Genomic DNA, 14,948 nt, shown 5'->3' with positions numbered 1-14,948 from the left:
ACGCAGTTGCCGGTGGCCGAGATCGGCTATCGGCTGGCCTTCGACGACCCGGCCTATTTCTCGCGCCGCTTCCGCGCGGTGCGGGGGCTGACGCCCTCGGACTATCGCGCGCAATTCTCGGGCTAGGGCCGGCCGTGCCCCTGCCCCGCCCCGCACCGCGGCCGGGAGCCTGACGCTCAGCGCACCAGGACGACCGGCACCTTGCACGAGCGCAGCATCGCGGCGGTGGTCGAGCCGATGATCAGGCTGCGGATGCGGCTGTGACCATAGGCCCCCATCACCAGCAGATCGAAGGGCGCCTCCTCCACCAGATGGCCGAGCACGGTTTCCGGCTGCCCCGGCAAGATCGCGGTTTCCGCCACGATGCCTGCGGCGGACAGGAGCGAGCGGGCGCGTTCAAGCGCCGCGCGCGCCTCCGCCGTGGCGGTGCCGACTGTCACCAGTTGCACGGCGAGCCCGCGGAAGAGCGGGCTGCGGGCAATGAGCTCGACAGCCTTCATCGAGGAACCGCCGCCGTCGATGCCGACCAGCACCCGGGCAATCGGCCGGAAGGCGCGCGCCGCCACGAACACCGGCACCTGACTGCCGCGCACGATCCGTTCGAGGTTCGACCCGAGGTGCCCCCTGGCGAAATCCGCCCCCTCGCCGCGCTTGCCGATCACGATCAGGCGGACATCCGCCTCGATGTCGGCCACCGTCTCGACCAGATCGCCCTGGCGCAGGCGGGTGGTGACATCGGCAATGCCGGCCTTGTCCAGCAGGGCGCGCGCATCCTCGAGGATGGCACGCCCCCGCGCCGCGATCAGCTTCGTGCGTCGGGCGTCGAGGTCGGCCAGCTGCTCGAGCAGCGCCGTGCGGGCGCCAAGCGCGATGGTGCCGGAGCGGTCCTGCCCGTCGCTTGCCTCGCGCCTGCCGAGCACGTGGATCAGCTCGACCGGCGCGCCGGTCCGTGCCGCGATCCAGGCGGCATGGTCGCAGACGCTGGCGGAATAAAGCGAGCCGTCGACGAGGGCGACGATCTTCTGCATCCTGGTCATGGTCTCTCTCCTCAATGCACGGCAAGCGTGTCGGCCGCGCCCGGCTTGTCCTGCAGCGCGAAGCGGTCGACCAGCGTTTCCGAGGCCGCGTTCATGCCGGTGATCTCGACCTCGGCCCCTTCGCGGCGGAACTTCAGCACGGCAAGGTCGAGCGCCTGCACCGAGGAGATATCCCAGATATGGGCACGGCTGACGTCGATGATCACCTTTGCCGGCACTTCGCGGAAGTCGAAGGCGGCGAGGAAGGCCTCGACCGAGCCGTAGAAGAGCTGCCCCTCGACGACATAGGTCCGCACCCGCCCGTCATCGGTGGCCGAGGAGGTCACCTTGAAGAGCCGTGCGATCTTCGCCGCGAAGAAGATGCCCGAGAGCAGCACGCCCACCAGCACGCCGATGGCGAGATTGTGGGTCCAGACCACGATCGCCACGGTGGCCAGCATGACAACGGAGGACGAGCGCGGATGGCTGCGCAGGTTGCGAAGCGAGGACCAGGAGAAGGTGCCCACCGACACCATCACCATGATCGCCACCAGCGCCGGCATCGGGATCCGCGCGACCCAGTCGCCAAGGAAGACGACGAGGAGCAGCAGCACCAGCCCCGCGGTGAAGGTCGAGAGCCTTCCGCGCCCGCCCGATTTCACGTTGATCATGCTCTGCCCGATCATCGCACAGCCCGCCATGCCGCCGATGAAGCCGGTCACGGCATTGGCGACGCCCTGGCCGATGCATTCCTGATCGCGGCTGGTGCTCGTGTCGGTCAGATCGTCGACAAGGTTCTGCGTCATCAGGCTCTCAAGCAGGCCCACCACCGCGATCGCCAATGAATAGGGCAGGATGATCTGCAGCGTCTCGAAGGTCAGCGGCACCTGCGGCAGCGCGAAGACCGGCAGCGTGTCAGGGAGCGCCCCCATGTCGCCCACCGTCCGCACCTGCCAGCCGAAGGCGATGCTCGCCACGGTGAGCACGACGATCGCGACGAGCGGCGAAGGCACGGCCGTCGTCAGCCGCGGGAAGAGGTAGATGATGGCAAGCGCCGCCGCGACCAGCACATAGGTGAGCGGCGGCACCCGCGCCGGGTCGAGCTCGGGCAGCTGCGCCATGAAGATCAGGATGGCGAGCGCATTGACGAAGCCCGTCATCACCGAGCGCGAGACATAGCGCATCACGAAGCCAAGCTTGAGCAGGCCAAGCCCGATCTGGATCACCCCGGTCAGCACCGTCGCGGCCAGCAGGTATTGCAGCCCGTGCTCGCGCACCAGCGTCGCCATCAGCACCGCCGTCGCCGCCGTCGCCGCCGAGATCATCCCGGGCCGGCCGCCGACAAAGGCGATCAGCACGGCAATCGAGAAGCTCGCATAAAGCCCGACCTTCGGGTCCACCCCGGCGATGATCGAGAAGGCGATCGCCTCGGGGATCAGGGCCAGCGCGACGACGAGGCCCGAAAGAAGGTCATTGCGGATATTGCCGAACCATTCGGTCCGGTATCTGTCGATTGAAAACATACGGTCTTTCCCGACCGGGGCGAGGGTGGCGCCGGTCTGCGCGGTCTGGTTGGTGCGGGTTGTCCGGCGGATCGGCGGCCGGAAGAGCCAGCCGGGGATCGCACCCGGCTCCGTGTTCGCTGCGCCCCGGATAGCGGAAAAAACGCGCGCGTCCAAGAGACGGGATGCCCGGGAGGGCAATCCGGTGCCACCGGGCAACGGTGGCGCCCGCCGCCCCTTGGGCAGCCGCCCCCCTGGACCGGCGCGCCGGACCCGTGTCGTTGATAAACCCGGACACTTGACCTAATCTCTCAGGAAGCCTTCAGGATCCCGCGCCATGCTCACTCGCACCCCCCGTGACCTCATCGTCGAGAAGGAAGACGCCCTGTTTTTCGAGGGTGACATCCGGCCCATGATCCCGGTGTTCGACAGCCCGAGGGCCCCGGCATGAGCGCGCCCCTGCCCGGCCCGGACGGACGCCCGCGCTGCGGCTGGTGTGCCGCCGCGCCCGAGTTCATCGCCTATCATGACCAGGAATGGGGTGTCCCGGTCACCGAGGACATCGGGCTGTTCGAGAAACTCTGTCTGGAAAGCTTCCAGTCCGGGCTGAGCTGGCGCACGATCCTGAACAAGCGCGAAAACTTCCGCGCCGCCTTCGCCGGGTTCGATTTCCGCAAGGTCGCACGCTTCGACGAGAGGGACGTGGCGCGGCTGCTGGCCGATGCCGGCATCGTCCGCCATCGCGGCAAGATCGAGGCGGTGATCAACAACGCCCGCTGCGCCTGCGATCTGGTCGAGACCGAGGGCTCGCTGGCGGCGTTCCTCTGGCGGTTCGAGCCGCAGGAGGAGCGCGCCGCGCCGCAGAGCCGCTCGACCTCCCCCGCCTCGGTGGCGCTCTCGACGGCCCTGCGCAAGCGCGGCTGGAAGTTCGTCGGGCCGACGACGGTCTATGCCTTCATGCAGGCGATGGGGCTGGTCAACGACCATGTTGAAGGCTGTGTGATGCGGCAGGAGATCGAGCGGGCCCGCGCCGCGCTGGACCGCCCCACCCGAGGACCACGGTGAACGACCGCGGCACGGCCGCAGTGGAACCCCCACCAGAAGCAAGATAACCGCGCATTTTCAAACGGCTGCGGCGTAAAGCGGGCAAAACCGAAAAGTCGCGAAATCAAGGGCTTACGGCGACCGCTGTAAACGCCCCGGGCGCTGTTTTAAGGCCGCCCCCCTTGAAAGCCGGGGCCGGCAGCGCGCCGGCGCCGGCCGCCGCCGTGGCCATGTTCGGGCGATTGTCGAACCGCAGGCCGCCCCCTATTCTGTGCAGATGATTCCGCAGGCCGCCTCCTCGAGATCCGACCTCGCCGCGCGAGCCCTTCGCGCGGTCTTCGGTTTCATTTTCCTCCTCATCCTCTCCTGTGGGCTGGGACCGGCGCCGCTTCAGGCTTCCGAAAGCCCCTTCTTCGCCGCCAAGGCCGCGCAATATGTCGCCCTGCCCGGCGAGCTTCGCTTCACGCGCCCCGGGAAAGCCCTTCACCCCGACCTGCCGGCACAGCCCCCGGGGGCCTCTGGCACCGGCACGCTGACGGCCCCCACGGTTACATGGCGTTTTGCCGACTGGACGCAGGACGCCTTCGACGTGCTGCCCGGGCGCGCCCCGGTGCGCCCCGCCTCGCAGGCACCCCCGCTGGCCGCCTGAACCACCGTCGAAACGTCTTCGCCAAGGCCGGCAAAACGGCCCCGGGCGGAGGTCCTGCGCCTGCGACCACGGTCCCGGGCGCGCGGTTCATGCCACCACGGAAACACCATGCGACATCACACCGGCCCTTCCGGCCAACCTTCTGCCGCCCGCGGCTCAGCCCCCTCCGAAGCGACCAGGCACGCCCCGCCGCCGTCAGGCGAACGCGGGGGAAGCCCCGGCAAAGCGGCCCCCGCGGCCCAGACGATCTGCGCGACATGCGGCAAGCCCGTTCCCGCAGGCGAGAACTACTGCAGCTGCGGCGAACCCTGCCCGCGGGACCACCCGCCCGAGAGGCGCACCGTCCTGCTGAGCTGGATCGTCACCGTCGGCGGCATGGTGGGCCTCCTCTGGCTCGCCGCGAATTACGCTCACTAGGGGCTGGAAGGACCGCCCCGGCCTGCCTTCGCCGGCCGGGGGGCGCATGCCCGAAAAGGGCAACCGTCATTACGCTGCCCAGCAGTTCTCGCGGCATTTCGGCACCTATAGGGAGCCGGCCTTCATGACACAGATCCAGGCGGAGTAAGCGGTTCTCGGCCGGACACTGCTGGACTGGCTTCCCGAAATTTCTACGGCCGCCCCACCGCCCCCGGCCCCGGCCCCGGCCCCGAGATTCTGGCGTGATTCTTCTCTTCCGGCCTGATTTCACAGAGCTTTCGAGGACAGTGAGCGAAGGAATGGTGGTCTGGTATAGCAGGTGGCGTCACCCTATGTTGGCCCTGCATTGCAGACTCGGCCATGCGATTTTCTGGTGGAGTTAGTGCAAGCGAGGCAGGATTGAAGGAACGCGGCCTATGGCCGCGCTGCGGGCCGCCAGCGGCCATAGGTATTTGGAGGGTATGATTTGGATGGAGAATTGAGCCTCATTCTGCTGATCGCGGCAGTGGGGGTGACCGCGATCTGGCTCAATGAGAGGCGGGGATCATCAAGGAGAGGGAAGTTCCGTCCGTCATCGCGAAACTGGTCAACATCACAAACGGGCAATTGGCAAAGGCCGGTGTCGATTGAAGCGCCGAAGGGCAGTGTGGACCGACAGTTGAGTGCGCTGCGCAGCAGCAAGATCGTGCCGAAGAAGCCGATCAACAAGACGGCCTACAGGGTCATGGTCGATCTGGAACGCGAGCTGCGGGCGCGGGCGCCGCGGGCGCGGGTTCTAGCCGAGGTCGGGATGGGGGGGTTTCTATCAACCGGAGGCGGTGGTGATCTGCTGCCCGAAGACCGGGAGGCGTTTTCCGCGTTCGTGGCGAAGCGTGTGGATTTTCTCGTTATCGACGGGTTTGGACATCCCGCTTTCGCAGTCGAATTTCAAGGTGGCGGGCACTATCTGGGCGATACGGCGGCAGGCCGTGATGCGGTGAAGAAAGAGGCGCTGCGTCTGGCTGGTGTCGAGCTGGTCGAGATCCAGAACCATGCCAGTGCCGAGGAACGCCGGGCCCTCATTGCGGGGGCGATCCGGCGCAATTGCAGGGCCAGTGGAGGTTCTGACAAAGAGGATGGTGGGGAGACCAATACCGGGGCTGCTGGATAGATTTCGAGAGTCCCGCGCGGCCTCTGGCCGGAACGACAATGTGGTGCTGCGCGATCATGTCGTGCTGCAGGTGAATGATCGGCAAGCGCCGGATCAGTTTCTTGCGTGGATACTGATCGAAGTCACTGAGACGTATCAGCTCGACCTGCGCACTGCAAAGCCCTGTTCTGGCAGATCAGGTGAAGTCGGGTGCCGAAGGTCTGGGCCGCGGTGCGCGCGGCCTGCTCGGCTCACAGCCCACTCAGGCACAACGTGCGCTCTACCTCCCGCCGGCGTACGAGGCCGTGCACCACCTGCCCGCCGGCCTTGGTCCAGAACCGCATCGCATCGCGCCCCCCCCCCATGTCGGACGTTCAAGCCCCCCGGAGCGGTGACCGAAAGCTGCCACTCGATAGGACTAGCGGCAACGACCAAGAGGGCGGAGAGCAACCGGTCGGGGCGAGAGGCCGGTCAAGCAGCTCAGGGCGGGAAGCAGTCTGACGGCGGTGAGGCATGGCAGTTGCATTGACGCTGCGAAAGCAGTCAGTCGAACAGCCCGTGGCGCAATTGGCGGATGCTTGCCATGAATGCTTGGATAGCAGTTGCTACTATGGCAGTTCCCGCCAGAACCTGCCACGTTTTTGGCGCGAAGTAGATTTGCCGTGATTTGGCAGGCTTGGCGTCTGATTACTATGTTGCTCCTGATAATGATAGCCAAACTTACCCGACCACGAGCCCTCTCAACACCGCCTTGCAGTTTGTGGCAAATGAGATATCACAGCTTTACACTTTGAACCGGGCTGGGTCGAGGTGAGGGGGAATTGATCGCGTCGATGCTAATACTGCACATTTCCGACATTCATTTTAAGTCGCCTCAGTGCTTGGATCCGCAGCAGGATCCCGATTTTCCGATCCGGACGAGAATGATGCGGGATCTCATGAGGCAGGTCGAACTGCTTGGTGACGTCGGTGCCATTCTCATCGGAGGCGACGTGGCATTCAAGGGTGCCAGGGACGAGTACGAGACCGCCTGGAAGTGGATCCTGCAGTTGGCGCAGATCTCGGGTTGTCCAATGGAGCGCATCTTCGTCGTGCCGGGCAATCACGATGTCGATCGTGCTATTGTGAGGCAGAACATCCCGACGCAGTCAGCGCAGCACATGATCGCGTCCGCACCGAAGCATCAGCGGGAATGGAGGTTGAGCCAACAGCTCGCCCATGAGGATAGCGGCCAGTCGCTCCTAGAGCCTCATGCCGAATACAATGTCTTCGCGGCACCGCTTGGCTGCAACATCTGGCCAGAGAAGCCGTTCTGGCATCAGGACGTTGATCTGAATGGCGGCGTGACGCTGCGCATCTTCGGTCTCACGTCCACTCTTCTGTCCGGCAAGGACGGCGAGGATGACGTGTCGGGCAGCCTCTATCTTAGCCCCAGGCAGACCGTTCTAGATCCGGTGCCCAATACGGCGAACCTAGTCCTGGTTCATCATCCGCTCGACTGGCTGTCGGATGGGGAGGACGTGGACGACGTACTCACGAACCGCGCCGCTTTCCACCTCTTCGGGCACAAGCACAAGCAGCGCGCGGTCTTGGCGGACACATACGTCCGCATCGGCGCGGGCGCGGTCAATCCTTCTCGCGGGGAACAACCCTATCAGCCGGGCTACAATCTCATTGATCTGGAAGTGGCCGGGGAAGGCACCGCGCGGCACATCAGGGTCGAACTGCACCAGAGACGCCTGCAGGACGCGCCGGAGATCTTCGTCGCGATTACGAATAACCAGGGTCAGCCCGTTTTCCGCACGAACATCCCTATTCCGGTGGAAGCCGATCTCCCTGTTATAGGTGTTCCGAACGCAATTTCCGAGGTAGCTGTCGTTGGCGAGATAATCGAGGCGGCTGCGGTGCCGGATGCAGAGGCTGCCATGGGTGAAGCTGATACGCGGGACTTGCTCTATCGCTTCTGGCGGCTGACAAGCGGCCAGCGGCGCACGATAGCGCAAGATTTGGGCCTTCTGGAAGAGGGCGAGATGCTGCTTCCCGAACCGGAGCGTTACGGGCGGGCGCTCATTCGGGCAGGCGAGCGAAAGCAGATCAATGACGTCGCGGCCGCGGTCGCCAAGCTGGAGAACTGATCATGACCAGACCGCCTCAGATGACCGCTGACTTCGCCCGCTGGTACGCCGAGGCGTTCATGGATGAGGGTGCGCGACGGGAGCAGCGTTGGAACGGCGTGGTGGAAGTGGCCGCGACCGCGGATTACGAAACCGTCGAAGTGTTGACCCGGCTTGCCTTCCCAACGCCTATACCAGCGTCGGGAAGGAAAAGCGAGACGCTGGCCGCCGTTCATTCGAAGCTCGTGCAGACGATCTCGGGCGGTGACACCGCGTTCGATCCGACCCATTCCGCTCGCGAACTACAGGTGCTCGCCGCGGCAGTTCTTGCTCGGCTGGCACCGAACATGCCGGATGCGGCTCTATTGGTGACGACGGCCTCGATGGGTAGCTCCCGCAAGCCTGAACTGCCGATGGACCTCGCGGGACTTGCCGAGGCCGCCCTCGTCAAACTCTCTGAGCGCAAGCAGGTGCGGCAAGAATTTGCAAGTATCAAGCTTGCAGCACCGACGGTCGAATACAAGTTCGATGCCGAAATCTTGGCTGCAATGGAAGCTGGGAAAATCCAGGCTGAGTTCGCCCGCCTTCGCGATGCAACCGCCGCCGCCATCGAACGTGTCGTGTCGGATCAGAACCGGGTCGTCAAGGTGTTGCACGATCGGCAAGAGCTCGACGAGGAGGAGTTGCAGATGCTGTGGTGGCTGACGGGTGGGTACAGCCACGTCAGCGAGAAACCCTTCGCGAAGATCGAGGATAAGCTGCTTCCTTTGACTCTGGCGCATGAACTCGCCAAGATGACGGCTGTCTCGCCGGGCCCCGGCTCTGTCCGTGCGCTGCTGCTCCGGGCGGGCGTTGGGACAACGAAGTTGAAGCTGGTGGACGCTGTCAACGCACCCAGCGCCAAATGGGCGACGGAGGTGTCGGTCTCGACGCTCGTGTCCCCGGTGACGACGCCGATCCACTTCGCGCTTGAGCAGCGGGCTGAACTTGAATCGACAGACACCTGGCAGGCGACGTGGGCGGGGTTGACTGGATTGCCGGTCGATCTGCAGCTACCTGCTGTGACGCTCGCCGAACTCTTTTACCGCGAGCACGTCTTCCTCTACGTGGGTACCTGAGGCGATGGCTTCCAAACCGACGGGATGCTCGAACGAGGAATGCAAGGTCGCGGTCGATGGCAAGTGCGTCGAGGGCCTGCCACTTGACGAGTGCCCGCATGCGACGCGCCTCAGTGTCGAGGACATCGAAGACATCGAGGAGGTGGAGGAAAAGGCCGTCTCCGCCACGCAGCCGGCGGTGCTTAACCTTTCACTGGGCGATGCGCTCGATCGGGAGGATGCTTCAGCGTTGCAATGCCGCCGTGTGTCACGGACGATAGGCATCATCGGCCCCAATGATGCTGGAAAGACCAGCTTGGTGGCAGGCGTGTACGATCTTCTACAGGGTGGTCCCGTGGCTGGTGTGGGCTTTGCGGGTTCGTCCACGTTGATCGGCTTCGAGAAGATATGCCACGATGCGCGTGCTGCATCGCGCAGGGATGCGCCGCACACCGAGCGGACGAGCGCCGGGGCGGAGGCAACGTTTTTCCATCTCGACCTCCGACCGTCCGAAGGCGAGGTCGTCTCCCTCTTCATTGGCGATCGGTCTGGTGAGGATTACCTTGCCGCTGCGGACGATCTCGCACGTGCTGGCGACCTCTTTGAGATCAGGCGCGCCGATGTGGTCACCCTTCTCGTGAACGGCGAGCACTTGGTCTCGTCGGAGCATCGGCACGAGGCCAAGGCCGCGACACCTCAGATCGTCGATGCCTTGGTCGAGGCGCGCTCCCTTCGCCCTGGTTGTCATCTGGCCATCGTCCTGACGAAGAAAGACTCGGTACTTGCCTCCGCCCATGTGGATCGCGCCCACCGTGATTTTGACGAACTGGTCGAGTCCGTGAGGCTCAAACACGGCGGCTATCTCGGCGAGATCGGCAGTTTCATCATTGCCGCGTCGCCCAAGGAATCAACTCAAGTGAAGCGAGGAGAAGGGGTCGATCGGCTTTTGCTCTATTGGCTTGAGGCCGTACCGGCGCCGAGTGCAGTTCCGCGCCGAAAATCGGAGAGCGGTCGGATGATAGATCTTCTGGATGCGAACGAGGAGACTGCTGGATGAGCGGCGATTCCGAAATATCGATCATCGGCCTTCCGGAATCAGGCAAGACGACCCTTCTCGCTGCCATCTGGCACATGGTGCGGGAGGCCGGCTCTGTGACGGCGTTGAAGTTTGACGGCCTCAGCCAAGGAAACTACGAGCACGTCAGCGCACTTGCCAAGCGGTGGCGCGCGGGAAAGAAGCAGCAACGCACGCAGACGAATGGGATGAAAATCGTCTCGATGCGTTTGAAGACCGCGCAGGGCCACTCGGTGGAAGTGTCCTTTCCCGACATGCCGGGAGAGGACTTCAGCGGGATGTGGGAGAAGCGCGAGGTCGACGAGGCGATGGTCGGGACGTTGAGGGCGACGTCTATCGTGCTGATCGTAAACGGGGATACGATCAAGTTTCCCGCATGGATCGTCGAGCAGATGGCCATAGTCAAGGGTGCCGGGATCGATCCGCCCGCAGCGGATCTGGTCGATTGGAGCCCCCATCTTGCACCCACGCAGGTGCAGGTTGTCGAGCTTCTCCAATTCCTGATGACTGGCAATCTATTCGTGGGGCCTCGCCGGCTGGCGGTGCTCATTTCCGCATGGGACGAGGTCGCAGGCGATGGGCTCGATCCTGAGCAAATTCTTTCCACGAAGCTGCCACTTCTGGACCAGTATCTGCGGAACGGGCGCGATCCCTGGACATGGCGCGTCTGGGGGGTGAGCGCACAAGGTGGTGTCTACGAGGATCAGGACAAGGGCGAGCAGCTCGAGGCAACCGCTGCGCTGCGTGAGCTGGATCGTCCCTCCGATCGCATCAAGGTCATGGATGGAAGGACGGAGAGCACGGACATAACTCTGCCGTTGGAATGGCTGATCGGCCGATGACGCCAACGATCCATCAGGCTCTGCATGGTTACAATGACGGACACCGCCTGATCGCAAGTTCGGTGTCGCTGACCAGCGCCGACGCGCGGACGATGATCGTGATGAGCGATCTCTCCGGAGCTGGCGTGAAACCTGAGGTCTCGGGCTATCTTACTGGATATCCCCTTGAAGGCGCCGGTAGATATGTTCTTGCCCGCACTTGGGCGGCGCCGGAGATGCCGCGGCCGGGATGCGTTTGGACGCATTCGCTCATCATTGAGAACGCTGACCTGGCTGCGTTGAAGTCGGCAACGGGGCTGCTCGCCCTGTTTAGGCGGCCTGAGGGGGCGCAGAAAACGACAGACTATTCGGTGCCGAAGGGGATTTCGCCCGGAAACGCGTTGACGCGCGGCGTCCCGTTGGCGCAGCGCGAGCGTGACATCGTCAACGCCCTGTATGCCAAGCCGGACGGCGTGATCGTTGCGGAGGCCGACGATGCCGAGGCGGACGAGCGCTTGCTGACGGCGATATGGATGCAGCAATGGCCTCGCCTCCGTCGCACTTTTGGCTTCTGCACCTTGGCGGGAATGGATCGTTCGAAGAAGGGGGCCAGATTGGACATCCTGCTCACGCCCTCGCTCGACCGGCATATACGCTCGAAATTTCCGGACTCCATCGTTCCATCCGACGTCGGATTGGAGGCAGCGCTGAAGCCGCTGCTTGTCGACCTGGAGGCCAGCGAACCGACCCAGATGCGGGAGTTCCTCCGCAGAACCGGCGGCGATGTCGAAGGCGGTCGTCAGGTGATGCTCCCCTTTTGCAGGATGTACTCGTCGCTCTTCTCAGGCGGCCGTCCTGATTTGCGGGCGGCGGTTTCGGCCCTCGCTAGCCTCGACCCGTTTGGCTCACGTCAAGCGCGATCGGTGAGGGCGCTTGTGGCGCGCAGGGCGGTCGAGGAAGTCGAAGATCTTGATGACGCGGTGTTCGACTTCGTCGTCGAGTCTCTTGAGCAGACCGGCGGGCAGGCCGATCCGGCCATCTCCGCCGAGCGGATCGCCATGACGCTTTGGCGTCGGTCACCCGATCGTTTCTTCGACGCCTTGAGTTCCGGCGGAGCGATTGGACAAGGAGCGAGCGAAGCTCTCTTGGCCCTGTCCGCGGATGAACTCGTGAGAGGGCTCACCGCCGCCCCACATCTGACGCACCGCGTTGCCGCCCGCCGCCCCGACGTCATGTCCCGCGCGGAATTCTGGCTACTGGACTCCGTGGATGTCGATCTTTTGGCCGATGTCGACGCCGATCAGGCGGAGCGGGTCGCCCCAGCGCTGTTAGAAGCTGGAGTCGACGCAGCCGCCCCAGTGATTATCGCGAGGATGCAACCGGAGCCGCTTGCGGCGGTCCTTGCCAACGCGATCGGTCGACCGGCCTTCGACGCGTGGTTGAGGGCATTGGCGAATAGATCCGAGGTTGCAGCGGGTGTGCTTGCCTCTGGGCGCATCGGCGACCGTGCAATAGTCATTCGGTTGGCCCGGATGAGCGAGCCGGATGGCGTGCCGAACGATTATGGGGAGGATCCATGGCTAATCGCGGAGCGCGCCGCTAGAAATGATGTCAGTCAGCCGGACGAGGACTTCCTTTCGGCTTTTCTGGTCTCTCGCGCGCTCGGCCGAAGGTCGCGATCGCAGGCAGAACTCATCCGCTTCGCCTATGCAACTGTCTATCGTGCGCTCGAGCAGAACCGTTTGCCACGCGACGCTGAGCGTCTCGTAACCGAGCGGCTCGATTGGGGTGGATGGTTCGCATGGGACAATTGCGCGCGGTTCAGAGAAACCGTCGTAAACGCCTTCGTCGATCGCCACCTCGATCCAGAGACATTTGGACGTCTCACGGACGATAGCGCTCTCGCGATCTCGCTGATCGACGAAGCAGCTCAGAGCGGCCGTGGAAGGAGATATCTTGCTGAAGTGCAAAGGCAGATTGAGGATGCGCAGGATAAAGGTATCAGGGCGAGGGCCAACTACATTGCCAAGAAGATAAAGTAACGATTCAAATTTGATACACGCACGGAGGCGGAGGTGTGCGTGGGTACCCCACGTTCTTGATCGGGCAAAGGGGAGGCGGCTTTGTCTGCAACGCCGACCTTTCGATTGGTGATTTCCTGCGCCACGCGTTGAACGTCCGCTTGCGGGAATGGGCCGTGAACAACGGATTTGCCCGGTCATGGCCCCACGAAACACTGCAGTGTGGAGATCGGCAGCTGCGAGGTTGTCACGCCCAGAAGTTCAGACTGAAGTTATTCAAGCTGCCGCGATCAGCGACGGCATCGAACGTCTCCGGGATGTCGGCCCCGTTGCCACCATCGCGAAAAAAATCCCTCACGCTGAAAAGGGCTAGATCGCGCATGCGATACCACTCCCGCTGGAGCGTCTCCGATAGCTCTTTCTCGCGCTGACGCGCGGTGAGCCTGCGCCGATCAGCGAAATCCCAGGGCTGGGGCCGGGCAACATGGTGGTGATGGAAGACTATGCGACCATAAGACCAGCCGTCGTCTTCCGTGGCCCGCCAGCGGTACGAAACCGAGACGGTCATCTCTGGTTGGAACGTGAAGGGTTCGTGGATGTGGTCATCGACATAAAAGCGCTCACCATCGCGCCTCTCCTGTCTTGCCCGATCCTTCATCTGATCGACTGCTGAGGCGAGATCCCATCCGGCACGAATGGTTGCTTGCTCTGTACTCGCGATCTTCGCCGCGGCCTTCGCCTTGCGCAGGTTGGCCAATGCCAAGTCGAACCGCCGTTCGGCTTCCTGGACGTAGGCGCCAAGGCGATAAAGCTGCAGGCGGGTCACTGCAGTCGAGCTGTGCGCTTTCCGTGCTTCCTCGATGGCAATTCGAAGAGCATCCACATCCATGTCTTCAATGGCATCTCGTTCGCCCGCACTCAGGTTGATCATCACTTCCCTCCGATAACGCCCCTCGTGTCGAGAACATATTGACGGCTCGGGCAACCAAGGATGAGCTCGAAAAGCCTTGGTCATTGATCCCGAGACTAGAAACGACAGCTCTGCCCCACAACGTGTGAGTTCGCCTATCACCTAATTTTTCGGTTGCGGCGAAGGTCCGCAATGACGTGCCGTAGCGCGGCACCGAGGTTGGGCATCGGACGGCGGCTATGGGCCAGCTTCGGCATCCACCGCCAGGCCCGACTGGAAGCTCGGGCTGAGAGGGGGGCCGTGGAGACAGCTCATACTTACAAAATCTGCGGGGCCACCCGCCCCGGAACAAGCCGGGAACGCAGTAAACGGCCCCGGAAATCCCCGTAAACGCAGCCGATAACGCTTCAATTTCAGCATGTTGCCGGAAGATTGGCGGCCCCACCAGGACTTGAACCCGGAACCTAGCGCTTAGAAGGCGCTTGCTCTATCCAGTTGAGCTATGGGGCCGCATGCTCCCCGTTTTGCGCGAAGCGGCGCGCGCGTGCAAGCCCGCTTGGGCTCAAAGCGCGATCGTCATGAAAACGCTCATCGGATCAAGCCGGTAGCCCTCGAACGGCGGGCAGGTCTCGAAGCCTGCGGCAAGGTAGAGCCCGCGCGCCGGGGCGAAGCTGTCTTGCGAACCGGTCTCGAGGCTGAGCCGGGAATACCCCGCCGTCCGCGCCTCGGTCACCAGATGGCCGAGCAGCATCCGCGCCAGCCCCCGCCCGCGCAGCTCATAGAGCACATGCATCGACTTGATCTCGGCATGGGCCGCGTCGATGCGCTTCAGCGCCCCCATGCCGATGGGCCGCCCCTCCTCGCGCATCACGTAAAACAGGATGCCCGGCGCGGCGAGCGCGTCGGCGGGCAGCATGTGGATCGACCCGGGCGGGGTGTCGGCGTGCATCGCCTCGGTATGGCGCGCGTGCAGCCGCGCCAGCTCCTCCTGCACCGGGTGTTCCAGCGTGATGGTGATCATGTCTCTCCTCCCCGCGGCGATCCGTCGCCTCTGCCACAGCCATTCTCGCCGCTTCCGCAGGCGAAGGGAAGACGGGCAATGCGGCACCGCGCACCATCGCGTGCCGCGCCATTGCGCACCGGGCGAAGATCC

At 63.9% G+C, this 14,948-nt stretch carries 14 protein-coding genes, 1 tRNA gene and 1 other annotated feature; of the genes, 9 read left to right on the top strand and 6 right to left on the bottom strand.

The features are described from left to right. Nucleotides 1-12: 12 nt before the first annotated feature. Nucleotides 13-126 carry an AraC family transcriptional regulator gene (locus EOW66_RS05560; protein WP_239017514.1) on the top strand — a complete coding sequence of 38 codons (114 nt, stop codon included), beginning with the start codon at nucleotides 13-15 and terminating at the stop codon, nucleotides 124-126. Nucleotides 127-176: 50 nt separating this feature from the next. Here EOW66_RS05560 and EOW66_RS05555 read toward each other — a convergent pair whose 3' ends face one another. Continuing rightward, on the bottom strand, nucleotides 177-1,037 hold the full coding sequence (locus EOW66_RS05555) for a universal stress protein (protein ID WP_128155438.1): 861 nt from the start codon (nucleotides 1,035-1,037) through the stop codon (nucleotides 177-179). Nucleotides 1,038-1,048: 11 nt separating this feature from the next. Next, nucleotides 1,049-2,539 carry a SulP family inorganic anion transporter gene (locus EOW66_RS05550; protein ID WP_128155437.1) on the bottom strand — a complete coding sequence of 497 codons (1,491 nt, stop codon included), beginning with the start codon at nucleotides 2,537-2,539 and terminating at the stop codon, nucleotides 1,049-1,051. Between the two features lie 57 nt (nucleotides 2,540-2,596). Beyond that, nucleotides 2,597-2,654: a sequence feature (sul1 is cis-regulatory element that is thought to sense ions involved in sulfur or methionine metabolism; They are found in Alphaproteobacteria), on the bottom strand. 311 nt (nucleotides 2,655-2,965) lie between these two features. Between EOW66_RS05550 and EOW66_RS05545 the strand changes: the two genes are divergently transcribed. The 3 genes from EOW66_RS05545 (at nucleotide 2,966) to EOW66_RS05535 (ending at nucleotide 5,778) form a co-directional block, all read left to right on the top strand. After that, nucleotides 2,966-3,583, top strand: coding sequence for a DNA-3-methyladenine glycosylase I (locus EOW66_RS05545; protein WP_128155436.1), 618 nt, complete (start codon nucleotides 2,966-2,968; stop codon nucleotides 3,581-3,583). Between the two features lie 250 nt (nucleotides 3,584-3,833). Then, a complete protein-coding gene (locus EOW66_RS05540) occupies nucleotides 3,834-4,211 on the top strand; it encodes a hypothetical protein (RefSeq protein ID WP_164881031.1) in 378 nt (125 codons plus the stop codon). Nucleotides 4,212-5,106: 895 nt separating this feature from the next. After that, nucleotides 5,107-5,778, top strand: a complete 672-nt coding sequence (locus tag EOW66_RS05535; protein ID WP_128155434.1) for a DUF2726 domain-containing protein — start codon at nucleotides 5,107-5,109, stop codon at nucleotides 5,776-5,778. A 230-nt stretch (nucleotides 5,779-6,008) separates the two neighbouring features. Here EOW66_RS05535 and EOW66_RS20915 read toward each other — a convergent pair whose 3' ends face one another. Then, nucleotides 6,009-6,122, bottom strand: a complete 114-nt coding sequence (locus EOW66_RS20915; protein ID WP_380710179.1) for a glycoside hydrolase family protein — start codon at nucleotides 6,120-6,122, stop codon at nucleotides 6,009-6,011. Nucleotides 6,123-6,578: 456 nt separating this feature from the next. Between EOW66_RS20915 and EOW66_RS05525 the strand changes: the two genes are divergently transcribed. The 5 genes from EOW66_RS05525 to EOW66_RS05505 are packed head-to-tail and all read left to right on the top strand — an operon-like array spanning nucleotide 6,579 to nucleotide 12,906. Then, nucleotides 6,579-7,892 carry a metallophosphoesterase gene (locus EOW66_RS05525; protein ID WP_128155433.1) on the top strand — a complete coding sequence of 438 codons (1,314 nt, stop codon included), beginning with the start codon at nucleotides 6,579-6,581 and terminating at the stop codon, nucleotides 7,890-7,892. 20 nt (nucleotides 7,893-7,912) lie between these two features. Beyond that, nucleotides 7,913-8,989, top strand: coding sequence for a GTPase-associated system all-helical protein GASH (locus EOW66_RS05520; RefSeq protein ID WP_128155432.1), 1,077 nt, complete (start codon nucleotides 7,913-7,915; stop codon nucleotides 8,987-8,989). Between the two features lie 4 nt (nucleotides 8,990-8,993). Beyond that, nucleotides 8,994-10,025 (top strand): TRAFAC clade GTPase domain-containing protein, encoded by a 1,032-nt coding sequence (locus EOW66_RS05515; RefSeq protein WP_128155431.1) that lies wholly within the window; start codon nucleotides 8,994-8,996, stop codon nucleotides 10,023-10,025. Further along, nucleotides 10,022-10,885, top strand: a complete 864-nt coding sequence (locus tag EOW66_RS05510) for a TRAFAC clade GTPase domain-containing protein (RefSeq protein WP_128155430.1) — start codon at nucleotides 10,022-10,024, stop codon at nucleotides 10,883-10,885. The genes EOW66_RS05515 and EOW66_RS05510 overlap by 4 nt, the downstream gene beginning before the upstream one ends. Then, on the top strand, nucleotides 10,882-12,906 hold the full coding sequence (locus EOW66_RS05505) for a GAP1-N1 domain-containing protein (protein WP_128155429.1): 2,025 nt from the start codon (nucleotides 10,882-10,884) through the stop codon (nucleotides 12,904-12,906). Before EOW66_RS05510 ends, EOW66_RS05505 begins: the two co-directional genes overlap by 4 nt. 226 nt (nucleotides 12,907-13,132) lie before the next feature. Here the strand turns inward: EOW66_RS05505 and EOW66_RS05500 are convergent, their stop codons facing one another. From EOW66_RS05500 to EOW66_RS05490, 3 genes are all read right to left on the bottom strand, one after another. Continuing rightward, nucleotides 13,133-13,816, bottom strand: a complete 684-nt coding sequence (locus EOW66_RS05500; protein ID WP_128155428.1) for a hypothetical protein — start codon at nucleotides 13,814-13,816, stop codon at nucleotides 13,133-13,135. Nucleotides 13,817-14,228: 412 nt separating this feature from the next. After that, a tRNA-Arg gene (locus EOW66_RS05495) sits at nucleotides 14,229-14,305 on the bottom strand. Nucleotides 14,306-14,357: 52 nt separating this feature from the next. Further along, nucleotides 14,358-14,816: a GNAT family N-acetyltransferase gene (locus EOW66_RS05490; protein ID WP_128155427.1), complete on the bottom strand. Its 459-nt coding sequence runs from the start codon at nucleotides 14,814-14,816 to the stop codon at nucleotides 14,358-14,360. Between the last annotated feature and the right edge of the window lie 132 nt (nucleotides 14,817-14,948).

The sequence above is a fragment of the Paenirhodobacter huangdaonensis genome, from assembly GCF_004022465.1.
Lineage (GTDB): Bacteria > Pseudomonadota > Alphaproteobacteria > Rhodobacterales > Rhodobacteraceae > Rhodobacter > Rhodobacter huangdaonensis.
Note: the sequence above shows the minus strand (reverse complement) of the source record. Positions and strands in the feature narration are given on the sequence as shown.